The organism is Streptomyces sp. MNU76, assembly GCF_020982545.1.
Lineage (GTDB): Bacteria > Actinomycetota > Actinomycetes > Streptomycetales > Streptomycetaceae > Streptomyces.
This window is the reverse complement of record NZ_JAJKLK010000008.1, coordinates 252,501-276,450: the sequence shown is the minus strand read 5'-3', so window position 1 is coordinate 276,450 and position 23,950 is coordinate 252,501. Positions and strand designations below refer to the sequence as shown.

17 protein-coding genes and 6 pseudogenes are annotated in these 23,950 nt (G+C 72.0%); 7 read left to right on the top strand and 16 right to left on the bottom strand.

The annotated features are described in order from the left end of the window. Positions 1–23 precede the first annotated feature (23 nt). The 4 genes from E4N62_RS21460 to E4N62_RS21445 form a co-directional block, all read right to left on the bottom strand. Entirely contained in the window at positions 24–1,604 is a 1,581-nt protein-coding gene (locus E4N62_RS21460; protein ID WP_230216756.1) for an ABC transporter substrate-binding protein, read from the bottom strand. A gap of 264 nt (positions 1,605–1,868) precedes the next feature. After that, on the bottom strand, positions 1,869–2,552 hold the full coding sequence (locus E4N62_RS21455) for a TetR/AcrR family transcriptional regulator (protein ID WP_230216754.1): 684 nt from the start codon (positions 2,550–2,552) through the stop codon (positions 1,869–1,871). A gap of 55 nt (positions 2,553–2,607) precedes the next feature. Then, on the bottom strand, positions 2,608–3,039 hold the full coding sequence (locus E4N62_RS21450) for a hypothetical protein (protein WP_230216752.1): 432 nt from the start codon (positions 3,037–3,039) through the stop codon (positions 2,608–2,610). A gap of 205 nt (positions 3,040–3,244) precedes the next feature. Beyond that, positions 3,245–3,754: a hypothetical protein gene (locus E4N62_RS21445; RefSeq protein WP_230216750.1), complete on the bottom strand. Its 510-nt coding sequence runs from the start codon at positions 3,752–3,754 to the stop codon at positions 3,245–3,247. Positions 3,755–3,776: 22 nt separating this feature from the next. On the opposite strand from E4N62_RS21445, the pseudogene E4N62_RS21440 reads away from it, so the two are divergent. Then, positions 3,777–4,352, top strand: a pseudogene (locus E4N62_RS21440) (hemin ABC transporter substrate-binding protein); the annotation flags it as partial. Here the strand turns inward: E4N62_RS21440 and paaE are convergent. The 7 genes from paaE to E4N62_RS21405 form a co-directional block, all read right to left on the bottom strand. Continuing rightward, complete coding sequence (paaE, locus tag E4N62_RS21435; RefSeq protein ID WP_230216748.1) at positions 4,310–5,455, bottom strand: 1,2-phenylacetyl-CoA epoxidase subunit PaaE; 1,146 nt, start codon at positions 5,453–5,455, stop codon at positions 4,310–4,312. The pseudogene E4N62_RS21440 and the gene paaE overlap by 43 nt on opposite strands. Further along, complete coding sequence (paaD, locus tag E4N62_RS21430) at positions 5,455–5,961, bottom strand: 1,2-phenylacetyl-CoA epoxidase subunit PaaD (protein WP_230216746.1); 507 nt, start codon at positions 5,959–5,961, stop codon at positions 5,455–5,457. Before paaD ends, paaE begins: the two co-directional genes overlap by 1 nt. Further along, on the bottom strand, positions 5,955–6,782 hold the full coding sequence (paaC, locus tag E4N62_RS21425; protein WP_230216744.1) for a 1,2-phenylacetyl-CoA epoxidase subunit PaaC: 828 nt from the start codon (positions 6,780–6,782) through the stop codon (positions 5,955–5,957). Before paaC ends, paaD begins: the two co-directional genes overlap by 7 nt. Positions 6,783–6,792: 10 nt before the next feature. Beyond that, on the bottom strand, positions 6,793–7,089 hold the full coding sequence (gene paaB, locus E4N62_RS21420; RefSeq protein ID WP_230216742.1) for a 1,2-phenylacetyl-CoA epoxidase subunit PaaB: 297 nt from the start codon (positions 7,087–7,089) through the stop codon (positions 6,793–6,795). Continuing rightward, positions 7,086–8,072: a 1,2-phenylacetyl-CoA epoxidase subunit PaaA gene (gene paaA, locus E4N62_RS21415; RefSeq protein WP_230217072.1), complete on the bottom strand. Its 987-nt coding sequence runs from the start codon at positions 8,070–8,072 to the stop codon at positions 7,086–7,088. The genes paaB and paaA overlap by 4 nt, the downstream gene beginning before the upstream one ends. 140 nt (positions 8,073–8,212) lie before the next feature. Then, complete coding sequence (locus E4N62_RS21410) at positions 8,213–9,784, bottom strand: amidohydrolase (protein WP_230216740.1); 1,572 nt, start codon at positions 9,782–9,784, stop codon at positions 8,213–8,215. Positions 9,785–9,842: 58 nt separating this feature from the next. Next, positions 9,843–11,324: an APC family permease gene (locus tag E4N62_RS21405; protein ID WP_230216738.1), complete on the bottom strand. Its 1,482-nt coding sequence runs from the start codon at positions 11,322–11,324 to the stop codon at positions 9,843–9,845. Between the two features lie 213 nt (positions 11,325–11,537). Here E4N62_RS21405 and E4N62_RS21400 point away from each other — a divergent pair, with 213 nt between their 5' ends. Both E4N62_RS21400 and E4N62_RS21395 read left to right on the top strand, forming a co-directional pair. Next, a complete protein-coding gene (locus E4N62_RS21400; RefSeq protein ID WP_230216736.1) occupies positions 11,538–12,155 on the top strand; it encodes a TetR/AcrR family transcriptional regulator in 618 nt (205 codons plus the stop codon). Between the two features lie 202 nt (positions 12,156–12,357). Then, complete coding sequence (locus tag E4N62_RS21395) at positions 12,358–14,529, top strand: TerD family protein (RefSeq protein ID WP_230216734.1); 2,172 nt, start codon at positions 12,358–12,360, stop codon at positions 14,527–14,529. 169 nt (positions 14,530–14,698) lie between these two features. Here E4N62_RS21395 and E4N62_RS21390 read toward each other — a convergent pair whose 3' ends face one another. Both E4N62_RS21390 and E4N62_RS21385 read right to left on the bottom strand, forming a co-directional pair. Continuing rightward, a complete protein-coding gene (locus E4N62_RS21390) occupies positions 14,699–15,562 on the bottom strand; it encodes a fructosamine kinase family protein (protein WP_230216732.1) in 864 nt (287 codons plus the stop codon). Between the two features lie 286 nt (positions 15,563–15,848). Continuing rightward, a pseudogene (locus tag E4N62_RS21385) lies at positions 15,849–16,157 on the bottom strand (short-chain dehydrogenase/reductase); the annotation flags it as partial. A 221-nt stretch (positions 16,158–16,378) separates the two neighbouring features. Here E4N62_RS21385 and E4N62_RS21380 point away from each other — a divergent pair. After that, positions 16,379–16,822: pseudogene (locus E4N62_RS21380) on the top strand (alpha/beta hydrolase fold domain-containing protein); the annotation flags it as partial. On the opposite strand, the pseudogene E4N62_RS21375 reads toward E4N62_RS21380, so the two are convergent. Beyond that, a pseudogene (locus tag E4N62_RS21375) lies at positions 16,822–17,007 on the bottom strand (alpha/beta hydrolase); the annotation flags it as partial. The pseudogenes E4N62_RS21380 and E4N62_RS21375 sit on opposite strands and share 1 nt — an antisense overlap. A 3-nt stretch (positions 17,008–17,010) precedes the next feature. Between E4N62_RS21375 and E4N62_RS21370 the strand changes: the two are divergent. Further along, a pseudogene (locus tag E4N62_RS21370) lies at positions 17,011–17,142 on the top strand (cyclase); the annotation flags it as partial. Positions 17,143–17,294: 152 nt separating this feature from the next. Further along, the gene (locus E4N62_RS21365; RefSeq protein WP_230216729.1) at positions 17,295–20,927 is read left to right on the top strand and encodes a tetratricopeptide repeat protein; all 3,633 of its coding nucleotides are present in this window, start codon (positions 17,295–17,297) and stop codon (positions 20,925–20,927) included. 94 nt (positions 20,928–21,021) lie between these two features. Here E4N62_RS21365 and E4N62_RS21355 read toward each other — a convergent pair. Further along, a pseudogene (locus tag E4N62_RS21355) lies at positions 21,022–21,959 on the bottom strand (peptidoglycan-binding protein). A gap of 228 nt (positions 21,960–22,187) precedes the next feature. On the opposite strand from E4N62_RS21355, the gene E4N62_RS21350 reads away from it, so the two are divergent. Next, positions 22,188–23,591 (top strand): phospholipase, encoded by a 1,404-nt coding sequence (locus E4N62_RS21350; protein WP_230216725.1) that lies wholly within the window; start codon positions 22,188–22,190, stop codon positions 23,589–23,591. Here the strand turns inward: E4N62_RS21350 and E4N62_RS21345 are convergent. Then, positions 23,529–23,912 (bottom strand): hypothetical protein, encoded by a 384-nt coding sequence (locus tag E4N62_RS21345; RefSeq protein WP_230216723.1) that lies wholly within the window; start codon positions 23,910–23,912, stop codon positions 23,529–23,531. The two genes, E4N62_RS21350 and E4N62_RS21345, sit on opposite strands and share 63 nt — an antisense overlap. Positions 23,913–23,950: the final 38 nt, after the last annotated feature.

The following is a 23,950-nucleotide window of genomic DNA, read 5'->3' as shown; positions in this document are numbered from 1 at the left end:
GCCGCGTGCCGGCGGCCTGTCCGTCAGCCGGTGACGCGCAGGATGGGGTCGTCGAGCGAGCCGCCGAGCATCTGTGCGCTGAATCCCTTGCGCAGCGCGTAGATGAACGGGTCGTTGACCAGCGGCACCGCGTCCACCTGGGAGATCAGGGCCTTGGCGGCCTTCTGGTAGGCGGCGCAGCGGGCCTCTTCGGTCGTCGCCTCGGCGCCCTGGGCGAAGGCCTTGTTCACCACGGGGTTCTGCACCGCGCCGAGGTTGCCGCCGCCTTCGGGGACGGTCGGGCCCACGAACTTGGCGAGCGGGCTGGCGAGGCTGCCGAGGAAGTTGAGGTCGGCGAAGACCGTGAGGTCCCAGGCGTCGGGCTTGCCGAACACGGTCCCGACCCAGGTCCCGACGTCGACGTTGGCGAGGGTGACGTCCGCGCCCGCGGCCCGCAGCGCCTCCTGGATGTACTGGTTTCCGGCGCCGGCGGGCCCGACGACCTGGGGGCCGACGAGGCGGATCTTCTTGCCCTTGAGCGCGGCCGCTGCCGCGGCTTTGTCCTTCGGTACGAGGAAGGAGGAGCCGGGGTCGTTGCAGGGGATGCCCTTCTGCACGAACATCGTCGACGGCTCGCCCGTGTCCTTCGAGACGACCTTGGTGAAGGCGGCGCGGTCGACGGCCTGGGCGACCGCCCGGCGGGTGGCGACGTCAGCGAAGACGGTGCCGGGTCGTTCGTTGAAGAGCAGGTAGAAGTCGGAGAACCGGCTGATGCTCACGCTGTGGCCGGCCACGCCGTCGAAGCGCGGGATGCCGGAGGCGTCGATCTTGCCGATGTCGAGCTGGCCGCTGGTCACGAGGTTGCCGGTCGCCGTCGGGTCGGGCGAGACCAGGTACTCCATCGTCGCGGCGACCTTGCCGGGGATCTTCGTACGCCAGGCCGGCCATGCCTTGTACTCGGGGCGAAGTTTGTAGGAGTACGAGACGCCGGACTTGGACTTCTCGAGGAGGTAGGGGCCGGACTGGGAGCCCTTGGCCCTACCGGCGGCAAGGGCCTTGAGGTCCTTGAGTCCCGCCGGGCAGACGATGCCCGTGCTCGCGACCGACAGGCCGGTGACCATGTCACCCCACGGCCTGGCGAGCGTGATCCTCACCGTCCGCGCCGCGTCGTCGGCGGTCACTTTCACCGTGTTGCCGGGGCCGAAGACCGTGGGGAGATCGGGCGATGCCGTCTTCGGGTCGATGTAGCGGTCGAGGGAGCCCTTGACGACCGTCGGCGTGATCGGCGTCCCGTCGGCGCAGGTCGCGTCGGTGCGCAGGGTGAACGTGGCCGAGGTCGGCGTGTTCTTCCACTGGGTGGCGAGCCCACCGACGAGCCCGCCGTCGTCCTTGCGCACGAGGGTGTCGTAACTGTTCCGGGCGAGCTGGTAGTCCGGCAGGGAGAGAGCCTTGGCCGGGTCGAAGGAGGCCGGCACATCGATCGTCGTCCGGATCCTCGTCGCCGTGGCGGCATCGCCGCCGCTCGAGTCTCCCGACGTCGATCCCGTGGTGGTACAGCCGGCGAGTACGGCCGTCACGGCGACGGCTGCGGTCACAGGGATCGCGCGGGTACGGGTCTGGCGCATGGGTGCTCCTGGAGAGGGATGTCGCGCTCTGCGCAGGTCGCACGGAATCGGGCGGGACGAGCGCGAGCAGTTCGGGGTGGAGGCGGTGCGCGCGGAGCTCGGCGGACGCTGCTCGGGAGCGAGCCGTGGAGCACTCGGTGTGGAGAGGATGCCGCCAAGTGAACGACGTAGTCAATAGCGTTAACTATCTTTGCGCGCGCCGCTTCGCCGCCGATTTCGGCCATAGACACGCTGCTGGGCGGTGGCCGCGAAGAGTGACGCGTGTCAGTCGCGCGGGAGCGTCGCCGCCTCCGCCACAAGGGCCGCGAGGAGGAGGTCCGTCTGCCGGTGGAAGACTTCGGTCATGTCGATGCTGCGCAGGTGCTCCTTCGCCGCCTCCGCGTAGGGGTACGCGTCAGGATCGGCCGGCTGGTACTCCTGCACCCAGTTCACCTCGGCGCCGAACCGCTGGTTGACGAGCCGCCAGGCGTTGTTGCTCGCCATGGAGAGGATGAAGTTCGAGAACGCCTGATAGTGCAGGACGGCCTCCCGGCCGCGCCAGCCGCCACGGTGGAACGCTTCCAGGACGGCGTCCACGGCGCGCAACTCGTGAACGCCCCGGGTGACTCTCCCCATGCAGAGCGCGGCGGCCGCCGGGTGGTCCAGCGCGGTGTTCCAGGCACGGATCGCCAGGTCACTCAGCGACTCGGCCCACGACTCGTGCGGCTCGTACGCCTCGAGGGAGATCCTGTCGAGCTCCTCCGCGACGGCGATCATGATGTGGTCGCGACTCGCGAAGTGCCGGTACACCGCGGTTGCGGAGGCGGACAGCTCCTTGCCGAGTCGCTGGAAGGTCAGCGCGTCCGGCCCGTCTTCGTCGAGGATCCGCAGCGCGGTCCCGGCGATCAGCCCCTGGGAAAGAGTTCCCCGTTGGAGCCGCTTCCTCGACCGGCCCCCCGCGACTGCCACTCGAACACCTCCGTCGGACGGACGGCGAGCACACGCCGCCGCAGCCTGCGCCTCCTTATCGGCGACAAGGAAACCAGCCTAAGCGACTGAGCGGATCATCTTGAGCCCGGTCACCGGAGTGGCCATCTTCCGCACCGACCACGGTGGCGAATCCACATCCGAGGCGTTCCAGCACCGGGCCCAGGCCGACCACCGCCACCGTCTCGGGTGCGGTCCCGGCGCGCCGCAGTGCGTGCAGGGCGACCGAGGCGGGCTCGAAGAGCGCGGCCTGCTCCAGCGACACGGCCTCGGGGAGGCGATGTGCCATGAACAGGGTGAAGCAGCCGAGCCCGGTGTAGGTGAGCACGATGACCAGGCCCAGCAGCACGGGATCGCTGACATACACGATCGCGAGCGGGCACAGGGCCGCTGTCGCGGAGAAGGCGATCATGGTCGGCTTGCGGCCGATGCGGTCGGAGATGGCCGGGGTGAGGAACCCCCACAGCACCGATCGCCGTGACGGCGACCGAGCGCAGGTGCAGCCCTTCTGGGATGCTGCGCGGGCGAACGGTTCCGATCGCCGTCGCCCACCAATCTCCCGCCGCTGCCTCACCCGATGACGGCGCGGAAGGGACGCGAGCTGAGCGGGGACGGGCGGAGCCCGGGCAGCCGAGGGTGTCGGCGGCCCGGGCTCCGGTCTCGGCCCGTTCGGATCAGGCGGGTGTGCCGTGGCCCGACCTGAGGGCCCGTCGGTGCAGGATCCAGCCGGTCACGGTGAGCGCGGCGGCCGAGGCGGCCACTCCGAGGACGGTCAGGCCGGTGGAGGCGAGGCTCCCGCCGCCGTCCGTCGTGGTGCTTCCCGTGCCGCCGGAGGCACCGGTCGTGCCGTTCGTCCCCGTGCTTCCGGAGGCCGAACTGCCGCCGGAGGTACCGCCGGTGGAGGTACCGTCGTCGGTGTCACCGCCGTCGTCGGTGTCCACCGGGTCCTGACCGACGAAGGCGACCGGGACCTTCACGTCCTGCGAGCGGTCGCCGGAGAGGGTGTGGTCGGCGCGGGTGGCGAGGACGCACCGGGCCTTGAAGCAGTCGGTGTACTCGTCCTTGGCGTCGACGGTCAGCTCGACCTCGAACGCGCCGCCGTCCTCGTACCGGGTGGCCAACTCCTCGCCGTAGTCGGGCGGGTTGGAGGAGATCCACGCGGAGGAGTGCGACTCGCCCGTCATGTCGACGCCGCCGATGCACGGGGACGCCGGGGTGCCCGTGGTGGTCCTCGACCCGGCCGACGAACTCTCCGACGTGAGCACACGGACGACCCGGGTGGCGGAGGCGCTGGGGGTCCCGGCCGCCGGCGAGGCCCTCAACGAGAGGTTCGCCGAGGAGTTGAAGGCCGCGCGGGCCGCCGTGCCCGGGGAGAGTCGGCCGAAGGTCGCGTTCCTGTACATGCGGGGATCGGCCGCCGTCTATCTCATCGGCGGGAAGGGGTCGGGAGCGGACTCCCTCATCGACGCGGCCGGGGCGCAGGACGCGGGGGTGGCGGCCGGGCTGGACAAGCCGTTCACCCCGGTCACGAGCGAGGCCCTGGTCAAGGCCCAGCCCGAGGTGATCCTGATGATGAGCAAGGGACTCGAGTCGGTCGGCGGGGTCGACGGGCTGGTGGATATTCCCGGGATCAGGGAGACGCCGGCCGGGATGGACCGTCGGGTGGCGGATCTGGAGGACGGGGTGCTGCTCGGTTTTGGGCCGCGTACGCCGTTGGTGATCGATAACCGTTCCCCCAGTCAGGTGTCGAAGTCCACCGTCAATCTGTCCGTGACCGCGTAGGACTGGCAGGTCAGCACATATCCCGCCTCCACCTCCGCCGGTTCCAGGGCGAAATTGCGCCGCATCTCGGCCCGGCCGTCCGTGACCAGCGCGCGGCAGGTGCCGCAGACCCCGCCCTTGCAGGCGAACGGCAGGTCGGGGCGGGTGCGTTGCGCGCCGTCGAGCACGCTGCGTTCGCGGGGCAGCGCGGCCGTCGTCGTGCGACCGTCGAGGACGACCGTGACCTCGCTGACGGGCCCCTCGGCGGCAGCCTCCTCGTGCCGCGTCTCGCGGACCGGTTCGTCGTCGGCGTAGAACAGCTCCTGGTGGACGCGGTCGGCGGGGACGCCGAGTCCGTCCAGGACCCGCTGGGCGTCGCGGACCATGCCGTGCGGCCCGCACAGCCACCAATGGTCCGCCGTGTCGACGTCGACCAGGGAGTCGATCAGCGCCGAGAGCCGGTCGGCGTCCAGGCGGCCGGAGAGCACCTCGGCCTCGCGGGGCTCGCGGGAGAGGACGTGGGCGAGCTGGAAGCGCGCCGGGTACAGGTCCTTGAGGTCGGCCAGTTCGTCGGCGAACATCACCGTGCCCGTGCGGCGGTTGCCGTAGAAGAGGGTCACGGTGGAGCGGGGGTCGGCGGCGAGCACGGACTCGGCGATGGAGATCATGGGGGTGATGCCGGAGCCGGCCGCGATCAGCACATGGTGGCCGGGGGCGGTGAGGTCCGGGGTGAAGAAGCCGGTGGGAGCCATGACCTCGACGGTGTCGCCGGGCCGTACGTCGTTGACCAGCCATGACGAGAACAGTCCGCCCGGCACGACCCGTACACCGATGCGCGGTGTCGTCCCGGCCGGGGAGCAGATCGAGTACGACCGCCGCTCGTCGCGCCCGTCGATCTCGCGCCGCAGCGTCAGCGACTGTCCCGGCGCGAACGCGAACTCCTCCGCCAGCTCCGCCGGAACCTCGAACCCGACGGTGACGGCGTCCTCGCAGAGCGGCTGTACGGCGGCGACCCGCAGACTGTGGAAGGCCGGCCGTCGGCGGACCCGGGGGCGTCCCGCACCGTTCTGCAAGGTCGGCGCGTCCAGGAGGCCTCTCGTCGGCTCCTTCTCGAGGCCTTTCATCAGATCTCCTTGACGTGCTCGAACGGCTCGCGGCAGCTGTGGCAGCGCCACAGGGACTTGCAGGACGTGGCGGCGAAGCGGGAGGTCTCCTGCGTGTCGGCCGAGCCGCAGCGGGGGCAGGCCACGGACCGCCGGGTGGGGACAGCTGGAGGGGACCGGGCCCCGGGTGCCGCGCCGGGCGGGGCGATGCCGTGTTCCGTCAGCTTGCGGCGGCCGGTGTCGGTGATCCAGTCGGTGGTCCACGGGGGGTTCAACACCGTGCGGATCTCGACGCGTTCGTAGCCGGCGGCGCGCAGCCGCGCCGCCACGTCGGCGCGCATCTCGGCCATGGCCGGACAGCCGGAGTACGTCGGGGTCAGGCTCGCGACGACCGTGCCGTCGGCCGTCAGCCGCACCTCGCGCAGAACACCCAGGTCGGCCAGGGTGAGCATGGGCAGCTCGGGGTCCGGCACCTGCTCGGCGATGTGCCGGGCGCGCCGCGCGGCGTCGGTCAGTACGGTCACCATGTCGCCCCCGGGTGGGCGCGGGCCACGCTCTGCAACTCGGCCAGCAGCGGCGCCAGATGCTCCGTGTGGTCACCGGCGCGGCCCGCGCCCGACAGCGGCCGGTACACCGGCATCGGTACTCCGGCCGCCTCGGTGACCTGCTTCAGCACCGCTGCGACCTCGTCCTGGACGTCGCACGCGGTGAACAACTCACCGACGTACGGGGCCACTTGTTCCATGGCCTTGCGGATCCGCCGGTGCGACTCCGCCGTGCCGTCGCCGAGGCGCACGGCCCATTCGGCGGCGTACTGCCGGTGATAGCTCAGCTCCTTGACGCCCTTCGCCGCGATCGCCGCGAGGACCGGGTCCGGGTGCGTGACCAGCCGCTCGAAGTGCGCAAGGCGCCAGCTCGACAGAACGAGCAGCCGGACGATGGAGAACGCGAAGTCCCCGCAGGGCAGTTCGGCCAGGCGTACGTTGCGGAAGTCGCCGGCGTCGCGGAAGTAGGCGTAGGCGTCCTCACCACGCCCGGTGCCGTCGACCTGCCCGGCACGGGAGTACAGCAGACGGGCCTGGCCGAGCAGGTCGAGCCCGATGTTCGCCAGCGCCACCTCCTCCTCCAGCTCGGGCGCACGGGTGGTCCACTCGGCAAGCCGCTGGGCACTGACGAGGGCGTCGTCCGCCAACGCCACACAGACGGCGGCCAGTTCACCGGGATCGACGCCGCCGGGCACCGTGGTGTCCACACCGTGCAGGGGGTCCTCGAAGCCGGTGCCGTACGCCCAGCGGGTGTCGTCCTCATGTCCCTCGGCGAGGGCCAGGTAGACGTGGTCGTCACTCATACCCTGCTCCTCAGATGTGCGGGACGTCGTCGGGGATGTCGTAGAACGTGGGATGGCGGTACACCTTGTCGGCACTCGGCTCGAAGAACGGGTCCTTCTCGTCACGGGTGGAAGCCGCGATGTGCCCGGAGCGCACGACCCAGACCGACACACCCTCGTTACGGCGGGTGTACAGGTCACGGGCGTGCGTGAGCGCCATACGGTCGTCGGCGGCATGCAACGAGCCCACATGGACATGGTTCAGACCGCGCTTGCCACGCACGAACACCTCGTACAACGGCCAGTCGCCCTTGTTCGTGCCGGTCATGCCGCCGCTCCCTTCCGGGCTCGCTCGCTCTGCTTCGCCGCGTGGGCGGTGGCCGCCTCACGCACCCAGGCGCCCTCCTCATGGGCAGCCCGGCGCCGGGCGACGCGCTCGGCGTTGCAGGGCCCGTCGCCCTTGATGACCCGCATCAGCTCATCCCAGTCGGGGGTGCCGAAGTCGTGGTGGCCACGCTCGGCGTTCCACTTCAGGTCCGGGTCGGGCAGGGTGACACCGAGCTTCTCCGCCTGCGGAACCGTCATGTCCACGAACCGCTGCCGCAACTCGTCGTTGGAGTGCCGCTTGATCTTCCACGCCATCGACTGCGCCGAATTCGGCGAGGCGTCATCGGGCGGACCGAACATCATCAACGACGGCCACCACCAACGGTCCACCGCGTCCTGCACCATCGCCCGCTGCCCGCCGGTACCACGCATCATCGTCAGCAACAGCTCATAGCCCTGCCGCTGATGGAACGACTCCTCCTTGCAGATCCGCACCATCGCCCGCGCATACGGCCCATACGACGACCGGCACAACGGCACCTGATTGCAGATCGCCGCACCGTCCACGAACCACCCGATCACCCCCACATCGGCAAAGCTCACCGTCGGGTAATTGAAGATCGACGAGTACTTCTGACGCCCCTCGATCAGCCGCTGCGTGAGATCCGCACGATCCGCACCCAGCGTCTCCGCCGCCGAGTACAGATACAGCCCGTGCCCCGCCTCGTCCTGCACCTTGGCGAACAGAATCGCCTTACGGCGCAGCGACGGCGCACGCGTGATCCACTCCCCCTCCGGCTGCATGCCGATGATCTCCGAATGCGCATGCTGCGCGATCTGCCGCACCAACGTCCGGCGATACCCCTCCGGCATCCAGTCACGCGGCTCGATCCGCTGGTCCCGCGCGATCGTCGCCTCGAAATGCTGCTGGAGGGCGTCCTCGGCGTCCCGGGACGGCGCCCCCGCGGAGTCTGTCGTCGTCATCGATACCAGCTTCCCAACCGACCATTCGTTCGGTATCAGTGTGACGTGATTCGAGCGGTCGGGCAAGACCCGCAAGCCCCGCCCCGCCGACTTCCTCAGACTCCCCGCCGACTTCCTCGGTCCCCGCCCCTCCGGCCCCCTCAGAGCCCCCGGTGCACCACATGCCCTCCGGTCACCGTGAGGAGCACGGGCGCGTCGGCGACCTCGTCCGCGGGTGCCTCCACAGGGTCGACTCCCAAGGCCGTCAGATCGGCCCGCAGCCCCGGGCCGACCCGACCGGCGACATCGCCTTCGCCCGCGGCCACGGCCGCGTGACGCGTGCACCCCTCCAGCGCCTGCAGCCCCGTGAGGCCCGCCCCTGAGGACGCCGCCCCCTTCGGCGCCCTCGCCGTCGCCAGTACGGCCCGCGCGTCGTAGTGAGCGATGGGCCAGTCCGACCCCAGCGCGACGATCGCGCCCGCGTCCCGCAGGTCACGCAGGCGCCAGGCCCGGGCGGCACGCTCCTCCCCCAGCCGCAGCGACCACTCGTCGGACAGGTCGGCCCGCGTGTAGTCCGTGTGCGGCGGCTGCATCGAGGCGATGACCCCCACCTCGGCGAACCGCCCGACGAGCTCGTCCGGCACGGACTCGATGTGCTCGATCCGGTGCGCGAGCCGTCCGCCGGGGCCCAACGAGGCGACGGTGTCGAGGACATGGCGTACGGCGGCGTCCCCGATCGCGTGTGTCGCCGTACGCACCCCGGCGCGGTGCAGCTCTCGTACGGCGGCGCTGTACGCCGCCGGGTCGGGCCAGAACGCGTCGGTGCCCTGGCCGTGGCAGTCGGGGTGGTCGAGCCACGCGGTACCGCCCTCGACGGTGCCGTCCATGAAGAACTTCACCCCGCCGACCCTCCAGTGCCGTCCGCCCCGGCTCTGGAGAGCGACGAGTTCGGCGAGGTCGTCCGCGTCGGCGCCGGGCATGCACCAGGGGGCGAAGCGCAGCCGCAGCGGCAGCGGCGACTCCTCGGCGAGCGCGCCCACGAGGTCCAGGTCGCCCAGGTCCATGACATGGGCGCCGGTGAGTCCGGTGGCCGCCATCGCGCGCAGCAACTCGCCCAGTCGGTCGCGGCGTTCGGCGTAGGAAGGCTTCGGCATGAAGGGCTCGACGAGCGCCATCGCGGCATGCTCGACGAGGTGTCCGGTGAGTCGTCCGTCGGCGTCGACGGCGAGGTGCGACCGCTGCGCGAAGGCGCGCGGACCGGTGATGCAGGCGACTTTGAGCGTGGCCTCGCTGACGAGCGCGGAGTGGCCGTCGTAGAGGCGCAGGAAGGCGGGAGCGCCGTCGAGGACGTCCTCGACGAGGGCGCGGTCGACGGTCCGGCCGGCGAAGACGTTGTGGTCGAGGCCGTAGCCGATGACCCAGCCGTCGACGCGTTCGCCGGAGGCGAGCGCGCCCCGCAGGCCGTCGAGGTCCGTCACGGCCGTGAGGTCGATGCCGGTGGCCATGTCCAGGCCCCACACGGGGTGGCTGTGGCTGTCCACCAGGCCGGGCACCAGTCGGCCGCCGCCCAGGTCCACCACTTCCGTGCCGGGTCCGCGCCAGTCCCGTACGTCCGCCTCCTCACCGACGGCGACGATCAGACCGTCGCGTACGGCGACCGCCGTGGCCCGGGGCCGGGCGGGGTCGAGGGTGCGGACACGGGCGCCGGTGACGACGAGGTCGGCGGTGGGCATGGAGAGGTCTCCTCCGGTGGTGGGGTGGGTGCGGCGGTCGGTCGGTGTGGGCCGGTGGTCAGTAGCCGGCGGTGGCAGGCGGTTCGGCGGCGAAGTGCGCGTAGACCCCCGGCCTGGCGCGGCGCAGCCACCCGGCCAGGACCAGACCGACGACGAGGACGGCCGGGACGAGGACGGCGAGGACGGTGTTGACGGTGGTGGAGGCGCCGGTGAACTGGTCGAGGTGGGTGACGACCAGGGCGATGGCGCCGGTCAACAGGACCGCCGCCGCGGTGGGGGCGACGACCGTGCGCAGGGCACCCTCGGTGTGGGTGACGCGCCGGAAGTAGAAGGGCACGGCGAGGGCGGCGAGCAGTTGCAGCAGCATCAGGGCGAGCATTCCGGGGGTGTTCACCCACAGCAGGAGCTGCATGTACGGGTCGGCGCCGGCCGCGGCGAAGGCGAGGACGACGATCGCGCCGAGGACGGTCTGGGCGATGCCCGCGACGTACGGGGAACGATGGCGCGGGTGGACGCGGGCCAGGGCCTTGGGCAGGATCCCCTCCTCGGCGAGGGCGAGGCCGTAGCGGTTGATGGCGTTGTGGAAGGCGAGGAGGGAGGCGAGGACGCTGGTGACGATGAGGATCCGCATCAGGTCGGCCGCCCAGGAGCCGACGTAGGTGGTGATGGCGGTGAAGAACAGGTCGACGGGGTTGGCGCCGGCCGTCGCGATGACCCGGGCGTCACCGAAGGCCTGGATGACGGTCCACACGATGAACGCGTAGAACAGGCCGAGGAAGCCGATGGCGAGGTAGGTGGCGCGTGGCACCGTGCGTGCCGGGTCGCGGGCCTCGCGGCGGTAGATGACGGTCGACTCGAATCCGGTGAACGCGGCGAACGCGAAGGCCAGGACGGCGACCATGCCGGGGACCATGACGTTGCCGGGGGCGAAGGAGGCGAGGGAGAGGCCGTCGGCGCCGCCCTCGACCAGGACTCCCCCGGCGAGCAGGACGAGGATGCCGGTCTCGGCGACCAGCAGGACACCCAGGAGCTTGGCGCCGAAGTCGATGGAGCGGTAGCCCGCCCAGCCGATGAGCAGCAGGCCCACGAGGGAGACGGGCAGCCAGGGGATGTCGGTGCCGAACAGGGCGCGGGCGGTGTCCCGTGTGGCGGTGCCGAGCAGGCCGTAGACGCCGATCTCCATGGCGTTGTAGCCGATCAGCGCGAGCAGGGCGGCGCCGACACCGAGGGGGCGGCCGAGACCACGGGTGATGTACGCGTAGAAGGCTCCGGCGCTGCGGACGTGGCGGCTCATGGTGGTGAAGCCGACGGCGAAGACGGCGAGTGTGAGTCCGGCGAGGAGATAGCCGACGGGAGCGCCGATGCCGCCCATCAGGATGGCGAGCGGGGCGACGCCGGCCATCACGGTGAGCGGGGCGGCGGCGGAGACGACGAAGAAGGCGATGTCGGTGGTGCCGAGCGAGCCGGAGCGCAGGGACGGGGCCGGGGTGGCCGCGTTCCCCGCCGGGTCGGCGGCGGTGGCGTCGGGGGTGACGGTCATGAGGGGAAAGCCCTTCTGACTTCGGGCGAGGGCCCTTCAGCCATGAGAGCGAGGGGCCCTTTCGGCTGCGGGCGCATGCCCTTCTGGCTGTGGACGGGACGGTTGGAGCGGGGCCGTGCGGGATGACCTGGCCCGTAAACCTAAAGGCTTTCGGTTTTCGCAATGTAGCCTTCACCTCGGACTGCTGGGAAGACCCCGGAGGGGACGGACACCATGGGACGGCCGCGCACCCCCCTGCTCGACAGGGAGCGCATCACCACCACCGCGCTGGAACTGCTCGCGGCGCAGGGCGAGTTCAGCGTTCCGCAGATCGCACGGCGGCTCGGGGTGCAGACCGGCTCGGTGTACCACCACGTGGACGGCCGGGACGGCATCGTCGAGCTGCTGCGGGAGCGGGTGACGGAGGGCATCGACATCTCCACCCTCGACCTGCGGCCGTGGGACGCGGCCCTCGCCGCGTGGGCCCGCTCCTACCGCGCCGCCTTCGCGGCGCACCCGCGGGCGATCCCGCTGCTGATGACCTCCCCGGTGCGGGCCCCACGCGTCCTGGAACAGTACGAGCGGGCCGTCGGCCTGCTGCTCGACGCGGGCTTCCCGCTGCCCGACGTGATGCCGGTGCTGGTCGCCCTGGAGAACGTCGTCCTCGGCTCGGCGATGGACCTCGCCGCCCCCGTGGCCATGTGGGAGATCACCGACGAGGCGGCGACCCCGCGCCTGGCCCGGGCGCTGGACGCGGCGGGCGAGGGGCGCGCGGACGCCGCCTTCGAGCTGGCCCTCGACGGCTTCCTCGCGCACGCGCGGCGCAGGCTGGGGACGCACACCCAGGTTTAGCGGGCCGGGCGCGGGGTGGACCGGGGGTGCGTTGTCGGGTGCGGCGGGTGGGGTTGCTCACGCAGTTCCCGCGCCCCTGAAAGCCCAGGGCCCTGCGGGGATGAAAAGCACGGGGCGCAGCCCCTTGCTTTTCATGCCCGGGCCCGGCCGTGTACGGAAAACTCCCGTGCGCCGATTCGTACACCTCTGCGATCATCCCGGAATGGCGCAGAGTCTCGAATCGCTGGTCGTCCGGCACACCCACCGCCTGCCCACCCCCAAGGGGTCCCCCGGTGACGGAACCGCCGCGGCGCGGCAGTTCGACGCTGCGTTGATGGACGTGGGCTTCAAGCTCTCGGCGGAGCTGCTGGAGAGGCTGTCGGGGCTGTCCGAGGCGGCGGTCCTGTACACCGCCCGGCAGACCCTGCGCACGGTGCGCGAGATGGTGGGCGACCACGTCCGGCACAACTCCTACTTCATCGACTTCCCCAGGAACGTCCCGAGCACCGAGGAGTTCTGGACGCGGTGCGTGGCGCACGCCCTCGGCGACAAGAAGGCACGCGAGGGCGTGCTGGCCCAGCTGGCGGGTGGGGTGCTGGACCTGCTCAGCCTCCCCACGTACGGCCGCTACCAGCACACCTACGAGGAGATGCTCGCGGCGCAGGACGAGCTGATCGCCTCGGCCGGTGACCGGATCACCGTGCTGCACCCCGGCCGGGACCTGGACGCCGAACTCACCGACCTGTACCTGGCCCTGGCGGGCAGCACGACCCCGCTGGGCGAGGACGACCTGCGCGACCTCGAGCTCCTCGCCGAGCGGTGCGCCCTCGGCCCCCAGCCGGAGCGGATCCCGGTGCGGGAGAACCGGGCGGTGGTCAACGAGGCACGGCTCGCCGTGGGCGCGGACCTCCTGCTCGACACCGTCACCGATGTGCTGCGGCTGGCCTGCGCGCTGTCGGACGGCGACGTGACGCTCCAGGAGCCGACCCGGTTCCGGTCCTTCTCCCGGCCGGTGCGGCGGGCGCTGCTCGCGGGCCTCGACGCCGTGATCGCGGCGAACCCGGCCAGGCTGGCCGATGTGCACGCGCACCGGGAGCCGTTCAAGCGGCTCGGCGAACGCCTCCACCCGCACGAGTACCCTCGCTGGCCCCACGCCGCCGACGTGTTCGCCGTCGCCCGGGGCGAGAAGGAGGCGCGTTCCTTCGACAGCCGGGTCGAGAAGCTGCTCGACGCGTGCGACATCGCCGGGGCGTCGGCGCTGCTGAAGTCCGCTCCGGGCAAACTGTTCCGCGCCCTGGACCTCCTGCTGCGCGTCGCCGCCGACCAGGAGGAGCGCGACGCGGTCCTGGCCGCGACGGTCGAGGTCGCGCCCGAGGTCTCCGGCCGGGTCGTCCTGTCGGTCCGCGAGCACCTCCACAACCGGGAGCGGGAGAGCGACGCGCCCCGGGTCTTCGTCAACCGCCGGGGCCGCGCCTGGGTCTGCCCCGACGACCGGCCGCCCGTTCCGGCCGCCGACCGGGACCGGCTGATCGCCGCGCTCGACGCCGAACTGCGGCGCCGGCTCCCGGCACCCGGGCGGCTGCTGGTCGACCCCGACGTCCTGGACGTGGCGCTGCCGCTCAGCGGCCGGGCGACGGCGGCCGGGCTCGGCGTACTGCCGCGCGGTTCGGTCTCGGAGGTCTCCGGCGGGCGGCTGCGGTTCTTCGTGTACTGGAAGCAGACCGAGCACCGCACCGACTACGACCTGTCGGCGCTGCTCCTGCACGACGACTACAGCACCGACTCCTGGCTGTCGTACACGTCCCTCACCTCCGTCGGGGGCCGGCACTCGGGCGATGTCACCGAGGCGCCCGAGGGGGCCTCGGAGTTCATCGAGCTGGCCCTGGACCGGGTGCGCAGCACGTTCGTCGTCCCGCAGGTCAATATCTACGCGGGCGAGGGCTTCGAGGAGGTCGAGGAGTCGTTCTTCGGGTTCATGGTGCGCGACCGCGAGCAGAAGGGCCGGCCGTTCGAGCCGCGCACGGTCCGGATGAAGTCGGAACTGCGCGGGGTCGGCCGGGTGGCGCTGCCGCTGGTGTTCCGGCGCGGGGAGGACGGCCGGTGGCGCGCGAAGTGGCTGCACCTGTATCTCAAGGGCATTTCGTCGGCCAACCGGGTCGAGGAGAACCAGGCGTCGGTGTCGAAGCTGGTGCGTGCCGTCGTGGAGCGCGAACAGCTGACGGTGGGGTACCTGATCGACCTCATGACCTGTGAGGACACGGTCATGGACGTGTGGGACAGTTCGTCGGCGCCGGACGAGCCCGTGACGTACATCGGTCTGGAACGGCCCGAGGGGCTGCACCCGGACTCCCGGATCATCACCCTCGAAAATCTGCGCGACCTGATCCCGGGCTGAGTGCTAGCGTGGCCCGTGGCGAGGCCATGAAGGGGCTTCCTTCTCATTCACTCCACATGAAACCGAGTTCCTTCGCTCTCCTCGCCCTCCGCTTCCACCGGGAGGCGCCCGCGCGGCGCCTCCCGGTGTCGTATGTGCGGCCCGCACGATGCGGCGGACCGCCGGTGACTCACCTCCCGAGTGCCGCCCGCGCCACCGCCAGGGTCTGTTCCGCGTAGCCCCGTCCGAACAGCACCGTGTGCACCAGCAGGGGGAAGAGCTGGTGGAGGCCGACGCGGTCCTGCCAGTCGTCGGCGAGGGGTGCCGCCCGCTGGTAGCCGTCCAGGACATGTCCCAGGTGGGGGCAGCCGAAGAGCGCCAGCATCGCCAGGTCGGTCTCACGGTGGCCGCCGTGCGCGGCCGGGTCGATGAGCCGGGCACGGCCGTCGGCGCCCCACAGGACGTTGCCGTTCCAGAGGTCGCCGTGCAGCCGGGCGGGTGGCTCGGCGGGGCCGGCCAGGTCGGGCAGCCGTGCGCAGACCTCCTCGATCAGGCCGGCCTCGGCGGGGCGGATCGTCCGGTCGTCGACCGCCTGGCGCAGATACGGCAGGACCCGGTGCTCGGCGTACCAGGCGGGCCATTCGTCGCCGGGGGTGTTCCGCATGGGGGCGCGTCCGATGTACGCCTCCGTCGGGCCGCCGGGCGGTGGGGCGCCGAAGGCGGGTGCACCGGAGCCGTGCAGGGCGGCCAGTTCGACGCCGAGGCGGACCGCCGCCCCGGCACTCGGTGCCCCCTGGTCCACCAGGTCGATCACCAGGCGGTTCCCCTCGTGGCCGTGGACCGTCGGCACGCGGACCGTGTCCGCCTCGGCGAGCCAGCGCAGTCCGGCCGCCTCGGCCCGGGCGGCGCCGGGGCCGTCGCCCTGCTTGACGAGCACCTTCCGGCCGTCGTCGAGGGTCACCTCGGTCAGGGTGCCGGACAGCCGACGCTCGCCGACCGCCGGGGTGCCGGTGAGCCGGGCCGCGAGGGCACTCGGTGCCGTGCGCTCGCCCACGGCGACCACCTCCGGTTCTCGTCTCCTCAGGCGCTCCACAGGATCCCGCAGCGGCGGAGTGTGGCACCGCCCACATCTCCTACCCATGTCTTGACCTGCAAACGGAACGCTCCGTAGCTCGGCCGATCATTTTGATTCGCGAAGAACGTTCACGGCTGTCAACCGCCGTCACGGCAGCGATCGGCACCGCCCTGCGGCCCACCGTGCCCTTCGCCGCGTATCTCTTCTACGAGTGGGCCGAACACCCCGCCCTCGACGGCCGTCCGGCGGTCGGGGACGACTGTGGTCACTCCGCCTGGGAGAGCGAGACCGCGTCGGGGCCGGCGGGGAATCGCAGTTGGCCGGTCGTGTCGTGCACGGCTCGCCACACTGTCTCGGTGACGTCGCTCTCGTTGGTGAACAGGTCCTGGCCCGTGAAGTCGCCCATGGCCTTCTTCGCCCATGGCGCGTAGGGCGCCGGGACCAGTTCGTCCAGCGCGGCGCCCTTCGTCGCATCGGCCGCGAAGTTCGTCGTCAGGCAGGCGCCCGGCTTGACCGTCTTCGCCCGCACACCGAACGGGGCGAGTTCGAGCGCGAGGGATGCGGTGAACCGTTCCTAGGGCGTGTTTCGGAAGTCCCTTCGTCGCCCGAAGGGCGGCTCTGCGGCGTCCGGTGCGTGCTCTCGGCGCGCCGGACGAAAGGCCTCGTACTGGGTGTACTTGGCCTTTCGTCCGGTGCGGCGGTGGGGGTACCTCCCGGTCGAGCGCCAGCCGAGACTGGGGGAGCGTGCCGGGCGTCGCAGAGCAGAAGGGACTTCCGAAACACGCCCTAGTCAGACAGATCGACATCCCGCCGGAGTGGCTCGACGAGTTCGGCGCCGTCGTGGTCTCCGTCGACTACCGCCTCGCGCCCGAGTCCACCGGCACCGTCCCGGTCGACGACTGTTACCAGGGACTGCTCTGGATCGCCGACCACGCCGCCGAACTGGGCATCGCCCCCGCCCGGATCATCGTCGCAGGCGCCGGCGCGGGCGGCGGCCTCGCCGCCGGCGTCACCCTGCTGGCCCGCGACCTCGGCACCCCGCCGATCGCCGCCCAGGTCCTGATCGGCCCCATGCTCGACCACCGCAACACCACCATCTCCAGCCTCCAGTACGCGAACAGGCCCGGCGTCTGGACCCGCGAGATGAACGGATTCGGATGGCGCTGCCTCCTCGGCGACCTCACCGACGACGAGGTACCCGCATACGTCTCACCCGCCCTGGCCGACGACCTCGCGGGCCGGGCGAGCCAGTCGGTGCGGGTTCGGCGGGCTGTGGCCGAGATGTGTGCCTGCGGGTACAGGGCGTCGAATCCGTGGAAGCCTCCTGCCCAGACGTGGAGTTCGGCCTGGCCGCCGGCCGCCCAGATGCGGGTGGCGTAGTCGGTGTCCTCGTCGCGGAAGACTTCGGCGGAGCCGGTGTCGATTAGGATTCCGCGGCCCTGTCGGCGACCTCCCCGCCCATCGGGCGTTACGTCGCCGGGCTCGCCGCGTGGGGGGCCGGCAACCACGAGTGGCACGCCACCCACACCGAGCGCTACTCCCTGCCCGACTACTGGTAGCGCGCCGAGTCGGCCGACACCCGTCACAGCCTCGGGGCTCCGCCCCGGGGTACGGCCCTCAGGGCCTGAATTGCCGCCGGGTGGTTCCGGGCGCACGCTGGAACGAGGAGGGGCCTTGACGGACAGGGGGCGCGGCAGAAGGGCGCGACGTCATGCCCTCGCTCAAGCATCTCGTCCGGGAGACAGGCCGTGTCGCGTGGTCGTGGCCGCCGGCCGGGGCGCGTCGGGCACGGCGGATCGCCGTGCTCCTCAGGACCGCGCTCACCGCCAACTCGGCCTTCGTGCCGCTGGCCGCCGCGCTGATCGTCCTCGCCGTGACGGGTGTCATCCAGGACGTCTCCGCGCAGTGGTCCACGCTGGAGTGGATCGCGCTCGTCCTGGCCGTCGTGCTCGTGCTGCTGGCGGTCAGCCGCCGGCGTTCCCGACCGGTGCGGATCCTCTCCTTCAAGAACCTCGTCGCCGGGGACGACGTGGGAGAGCTCGACAAGGTCGCGGCGGGTTTCGCCGAACTGCTGCACAGCGAGATCGAGCGGATCTCCGAGCTGGTCAGTCAGGAACCGTTCATCACCCCCGCCGATGTGCTCAACCCGGCGGGCGAGCGGGGCGAGATGGTGCTGCGGTCGTCGGCGCGGGTGCCGTTCAAGTCCGGTGTCGCGACGACCGGACTGCACGGCGACATCAACGCGACCGAGATCGGGACGGTCGCCCTGGGCCCGTTGCAGCTCCAGGTCGGCACGGTGCTCACGCTCGTGGAGCGCGCCTTCGGACGGACCCTGCAGGGTTCGCTGGTGGAGACCGACGGGGTGCTGCGGGTCGTCGCCTCCCAGTCCGGCCACGGCGGCCGGACCTGGTCGGCGCAGACGGACATCCCCGCCGACGCCGACATCCGCCGGGCCAGCGCCGTCCTCGCCCGGGAGTTGGCCCACCGCATCGAACTGGACCGGCCCGGCGCCTCGGAGTCGGGAGCCGACGTCGACAGCTTCCAACGCCTGGTGGACGGTCTGGAGAGCTACCAGCGGTTCCAGCGCGAGGGGCTGCTGCACCATCTCGACGCGGCGGAGGAGCACTTCCGCGCGGCGCTCTCGCACAGCTCCGGCTACGCCGCCGCGTACCACAACCTGGGGCTGGTCTACCGGGAGCAGCGGCGCATCCGCACCGACATCGGGCTCCGGGCCTCGGCCGTGGTGCGCAGCGCGGCCACGCTGATGTGGCAGAAGGCCGTCACCCTCGACCCGACCCTCGCTCCCGCCCGTATCCAGCTCGCCAGAGCCGCGCTCGAACAGGCCGAGCACCCGGACGTCGAGGCACCGAAGCGGGCCGAACTCCTCGACCAGGCGGCCCAGTCGGCCCGCAGCGCCCTGCGCCAGGCCGCCGACGGTCACCGCATGGACGCCGCGCTCGCCTCGTACTGGCTCGGGGTGACCCTGCTGCGCCAGGACGCCGAGCGGAGGCAGCCCGTCGAGTCGGGCGCGGCCCCCGCCGGATCGGAGCCGACCGGGACCGGGACGGGGCCGGCCGACGCCAAGGTGCGCGAGGCGCTGCGGCACTTCCGCCAAACCGAGCAGGACCTGGTCGACGAACGGGCCCGCCGACTGGTCCTGGACGGCGACGAGTTGGCGGTACGGCCGTTGACCGAGCGGATCGCGCACGTCGTCGCGATGCGGTCCGAGTGCTGGTTCCGGCTCGCCGGGGAGGCCTGCAACCGGTCGGGGCGCCGGGCCCGGCGGAAGGCCGACCGGTACATCCGTACGGCCATCCGCTGGGCGCCCGACATGGCCGAACTGCACGCGCTGCGGGGGCGCATGCTGCAGCGGCACAACCGTGAGGGCGCGCTCTTCGCATGTCTGGAGGCGATCCAGCGGGACCCGCAGAACCACCATGTGGCGGTCCGGGACGTCGGGCTGTTCGCGGCCGGATCACCGGAGCCCGGTGGCACGCGGGAACTGGCGAGCTCCCTGTTCACCGTCGCCGCGCACCAGCACCCCGACGACGCCGAGGCCTGGCTGCTGCTCGCCGTCAACCAGATGTTCTGGAGGGGGAACCAGTTCGCCGCCCGGGGCCTCGCGGGCATGGCGTTGGCCCTCGAACCCGGCCGCGAGGACGTACGCCGGATCGTCAACGCGTACTGGCCGTCGCCGTACGGCGCCACCGAGGACGACGACCACGCCGACCCTTCCGATCACAGCGGCGTCGGCCCGGTGGTCGAGGGCGGCGCCGACGGATCCGCGCGGCCGGCCGGTGCGGAGGCTCCGGCCCGGAAGAAGCCCTTCACCCTGCGCTGGGCGCGCGCCTGGGCCCATGCCCGGGAAGCGCAGCAGCACTTCGACGAAGCCGGGCTGCGGGAGGCGCTGGCCGAGATCGAGTCGCTGCGGGCCTCGCCGGGCACGTCCGCGCCCGAGGTCTCCCTGGCCGCACGGGAGATCGGGCTGTTGCAGGGAGCGCTCGCCGGACTGATCCGGCCCTCAGACCGTCAGCGTCGCCACTGGGCGGCGGCGGTCGAGGAGTTGACCCGCGCGGTCCGCGAGGGCCTACCGGCCGGGCTGGAGGCACCGCCGCAGTGGAACGTCGACCTCGGCGACGCGCACGCGGCCCTCGGCGACTCGCTGTCCGACGCCGAGCACGGGGCGTCGGCCGCGGAGAGCTATCGGCGGGCCGTCGCGCAGTACGACGCCGTTCTCGACCGGGCGCCGAAGACCGTGTGCCCGCGCTACCGCTCGGGGCGCCGGGGCCAGGAACGGCTGACGGAGTTGTCCGCCGAGCCGCCGGACCTGCCCACCAGGGCGCGTGCCCTCGCGGGGCGGGCTGCGGTGTACGTACGGCAGGGGCGGGCGAGTGACGCCGTGCGGGACTGCCGGGACGCGCTGAAGCTGGCGCCGCTGTACGCCTATCCACGGTTCACCCTGGCGCGGTTGTACCGCGACCAGCGGGCCCAGTACGACCTGGCGGAGCAGACCCTCCTGCGGCTGATCGAGCTGCTCCCGGCCGGGGAGCAGCGGGACCTGGCGCGCCTCGAACTGGCCGTCACCCATCGGCGACGGGCGCAGACCACGCAGGGCGACAAGCGCGCCGTACTGCTGGAGCGGGCACGGGAGGAGCTGGTCGACGCCACGCTGGAGGCGTCCCTGAGCGCGGACCTGGAGGCCCGGATGCACGAGGAGCTGGCCGACGTCCTCGATCTGCTGGGCCGCTCGGACGACGCGGTCGTCGCGCTGCGCTCGATCGGTGACACCGCGAGCCGGTCGGGGGCGGGCCGGCATCACGAGTTGATCGCCCGTCTGATCGCCGGGCGGGAGCAGCCGTGGGAGGTGGAGCAGGAGCTGATCGAGGCGCAGGACGCCTGCGCGGCCCGGCTGGAGGCGTTCCACGGCACGGACGAGGAACCTCCGCTGCGGGCCGCGCTGGTCACGCTCACCGCGCGGCTCGCGATGTTCTACGCGGAGCAGGGCATCCGGCTGGACGAGGCGCGGCTCCTGGCGGAGGGTGCCCTGAAGAGTGCGCGACAGGTGCTGGAGCCCGGTCGGATGGCCCTGTGCGAGGACGCCTGCGGCTGGGTCGCCTACCGGCAGGGGCGCCTGGAGGAGGCCGTCGACCTCCTCCAGGACGCCGTCGAGCACTCCGGTGGCCATGCCCGTCAGTGGGCGCACCTCGCCCAGGCCCTCGAAGCGCGCGACGACCCCGAGGGCGTCGACCGTGCCCGCGACATCTGGCAGCAGATCTCCGAGCAGTTCCCCCACAGCGACACGGCGGACCAGGCCCGCCGCCACCTCACCACCGCGTCCCCGTGAGGGAGGGGGGTACGGCACGCGGACAGGCGACGGCTCCGGAGGCACGGCTGACGGCACGCGGGTCACGGCCCGCGGCTCACGTGGGACGTGGGGGTCACGGTTCCGTGGTCTCGGATTCGAGGGAGGCGCGGGTGGCCTCGCCGTACACGCCCGACTCGTCCTCCAGGAGGACACGCGTCAGCTGGTAGCCGCGGACCGCGCTCTGGACCTCACGGTCGTAGTCGCCGTCGGCGTCGCCGTTGTACAGGCCGACCTGGCGGAGGCGGAGCTGGAGTTCGGTGACCTCCGCGCCCCGGTCGCCGAGACCGAGGACGGGAGGCGGCCCGTCGGGGGCGGTGGGCGAGGGGCCTCCGTCAGCGTGGCGTCGCCTCCCGAGGGGTCCCTGGTCAGGGTGGCCGACGGGTCGGGCGTCGCCTCGGTCGAGGTCGTGGTCGGGGTCGCCCCGGGCGAGGTGGACGCGGTGCCGGACGGGGACGCCGTGGAGCCCGTGGGGGACGGGGTCGCCGACCGCGACGCCTCCTGGGCGGCCGCCGCGTCCGGGATGCCGGCCCTGATGTCGTCGGGGTCCGAGCCGTCCCGCGACGGTGCGTCGTAGGAGAAGAGGCCGCCGATGATCCCGCCGGTCACCAGGACGGCGGCCGCGGCGGCTCCCACCCCGGCGGCCAGCGCCACCCGACGACGCCGCCGACCACCCGACTCCCGCCCGTCCGAGCGCTGTGCGTCCGCGTCCACGTCCGCATCAGCGTCGTCGACCGGTGTCGGAACGTCGGCCGCGGCCGGCGCGGCCTCACCGGTGGTGGGGGGCAGCTCCTCGACCGACGGCGATGTGCCGTGCGGCTCGCCGTCGTCGTCGCCGACCTGTACGAACGGGCGTATGCGCACCGGGTCGAAGTCCTCGGCGGCCTCGGCCTGTGCCGCGCGCACGTCCCGATGAGCTTCCGACGCGAGGCGGCCGCAGGAACAGGCCGGGGTGCCGTCCGTCGCCCGGGGCGTTCCGCACTGCGGGCAGACAGGGGCTGTCGGTTCACTCACGCGTGGTCTCTCTTCGAACGGGTTTCAGAATTTAAACAGATCTTCTCCACGGAATCGCCAAGACTTGATTGAAACACGAACCAGGAGGCGACGCTGGCTCAAGTCCCGCCACACAACGGCGCGTTCGCGCCCATGAGGACTTCATGCCTCGGGACTGGTGCGCGACCCGCCCCTCGGTGTGTCATGCCTCTGACATCAACCCCGTGTGCCCGCAGCGGAAGGAACCCCGTGAGTCAGACCCGTCCCCGCCCCCGTCGCCGTCCTCGTTCGCGCCCTCGTGTCCGCGCCCGCGCCCTCTGCGCGGTCGCCGTGCTCGCCCTGGGCGTGCCCGTCGCGGTCTCGGGCCCCGCCGCCGCGGCCGTCCCCACGTACGCGGTGTACCTGCAGAACTCCGTCACCGGCCTGAACGCGGCGGCCTCCGGCGGTACGGTCGCCGCGCACAACCCCAAGGGCAACGAGGACCACCAGCAGTGGACGCCCGTCGCGGTCACCGGTGGCCACCAGCTGCGCAGCACCGACCAGTCGGGGATCTGCCTCGGACGCGGCGGCACCTCCGCGGTGACCGCGACCTGCGGCGCGGACGGCACCACGTGGACGGTCACCGAGGCCGCGAACAGCACGTACACCATCGGCGTGCCGGGGACCTCGCAGTACCTGACGGGCGCATCCTCCGACGCCGCCCTCGTGCAGGTCGGGTCGAACGGCTCCTACGCCCGCTGGCACCTCACACCGGTGTCCTACGCGACGTCGCCCGTGCCCTCCGCCGACACCCGCACGCTCGACCAGGTCTCGTTCCTCACCTCGCACAACGCCTACGCGAACGGGGCCGACGGCAACTTCGCGTCGTTCCCCGTCAGTCTGTTCCCGAACCAGGCGCGGGGCGTGAGCCGCCAACTCACCGACGGGGTAAGGGGGTTCATGCTGGACGCGTACACCGTGTCCGGGCAGGCCATGCTCTGCCACAACAGCTGTGCCGGGGTGAGCAACCCGGTGTCGCTCGCCACCGACCTCCAGCGCATGGTCACCTTCCTCAAGGCCAACCCGGGTCAGTTCGTCACCGTCTTCCTGGAGGACTACACCTCCTCGGACGTGCTCAAGTCGTCGCTGGCGTCCGTGAGCGGTCTGTCCGACGTGCTGTACCGGCCGGACCAGGAGGGTGTGGCGACGAGCGGCTGGCCGAGGGTGGCGGACCTCGCGGCCCGGGGCAAGCAGCTGCTGATCTTCAGCGACCGCACCCGGGCGAGCGACACCTCCGCCGGCTACGTCACCCGTGACACGTTCGGGGTGATGTACCAGCGCGAGTGGACCGTAGAGAACTACTGGTCCATGGGCGGCGGGATCGGCGGCTCCGACTGGTCCTGCTACAGCCGCTGGGGCACGGACAGACCGCTCACCACGGACTCCGCCGCCTTCCACCCGCTGTTCGTGATGAACCACTTCCGCGACTACACGATGAGCGGTACGGCGGAGACGGACAACGCCAAACTGGGCAACCGGGCGCAGAACTTCTGCACCCCGGCCGCGCGCAAGAAGCCCAACTACCTCGCCGTGGACCGCTACGAGCTGGGTTCACCGTCCCCGCTGACGACCGTCGGAAACCTCAACACGTACGTCCTCACGGCCGGGCAGTAGCCGCCGCCCCGACGGGCGGACCGGCGGACGGCCCGCCGGACCGTCCGTCGCCGGGCGTCGCCCCGCCCACCGCGCGCCCACCCTGCGGGGCACCGAACGCATGTTCCGCAGGACGGGCAGATGGTTCCGGGAGAGCTTCGCCCGCTCCCCGCCGCCCGCGATCAGGGCGTTGACCGACGCCATCGGGTCGGCGCCGGCCGACCGCGCCACCAACGCGCCGACCACCAGCGGCAGCAGCACCACCGCCAAGGCCGAACCGGTGGCCGTGGCCCTGGCGGTGACCTGGCGGAGGGGGCGCGGGCGCGAGGTGTGCGTGTCCATGACCACAGTGCATCACCGGGACGGGGCGCCCCGTATCG

Excerpts from the sequence above, each read along its gene's own strand:
- E4N62_RS21460 (WP_230216756.1), bottom strand. The coding sequence starts at position 1,604 with ATGCGCCAGACCCGTACCCGCGCGATCCCTGTGACCGCAGCCGTCGCC.
- E4N62_RS21445 (WP_230216750.1), bottom strand. The coding sequence starts at position 3,754 with ATGACGGGCGAGTCGCACTCCTCCGCGTGGATCTCCTCCAACCCGCCC.
- paaE (WP_230216748.1), bottom strand. The coding sequence starts at position 5,455 with ATGAAAGGCCTCGAGAAGGAGCCGACGAGAGGCCTCCTGGACGCGCCG.
- paaD (WP_230216746.1), bottom strand. The coding sequence starts at position 5,961 with ATGGTGACCGTACTGACCGACGCCGCGCGGCGCGCCCGGCACATCGCC.
- paaC (WP_230216744.1), bottom strand. The coding sequence starts at position 6,782 with ATGAGTGACGACCACGTCTACCTGGCCCTCGCCGAGGGACATGAGGAC.
- paaB (WP_230216742.1), bottom strand. The coding sequence starts at position 7,089 with ATGACCGGCACGAACAAGGGCGACTGGCCGTTGTACGAGGTGTTCGTG.
- paaA (WP_230217072.1), bottom strand. The coding sequence starts at position 8,072 with ATGACGACGACAGACTCCGCGGGGGCGCCGTCCCGGGACGCCGAGGAC.
- E4N62_RS21410 (WP_230216740.1), bottom strand. The coding sequence starts at position 9,784 with ATGCCCACCGCCGACCTCGTCGTCACCGGCGCCCGTGTCCGCACCCTC.
- E4N62_RS21405 (WP_230216738.1), bottom strand. The coding sequence starts at position 11,324 with ATGACCGTCACCCCCGACGCCACCGCCGCCGACCCGGCGGGGAACGCG.
- E4N62_RS21400 (WP_230216736.1), top strand. The coding sequence starts at position 11,538 with ATGGGACGGCCGCGCACCCCCCTGCTCGACAGGGAGCGCATCACCACC.
- E4N62_RS21395 (WP_230216734.1), top strand. The coding sequence starts at position 12,358 with ATGGCGCAGAGTCTCGAATCGCTGGTCGTCCGGCACACCCACCGCCTG.
- E4N62_RS21365 (WP_230216729.1), top strand. The coding sequence starts at position 17,295 with ATGCCCTCGCTCAAGCATCTCGTCCGGGAGACAGGCCGTGTCGCGTGG.
- E4N62_RS21345 (WP_230216723.1), bottom strand. The coding sequence starts at position 23,912 with ATGGACACGCACACCTCGCGCCCGCGCCCCCTCCGCCAGGTCACCGCC.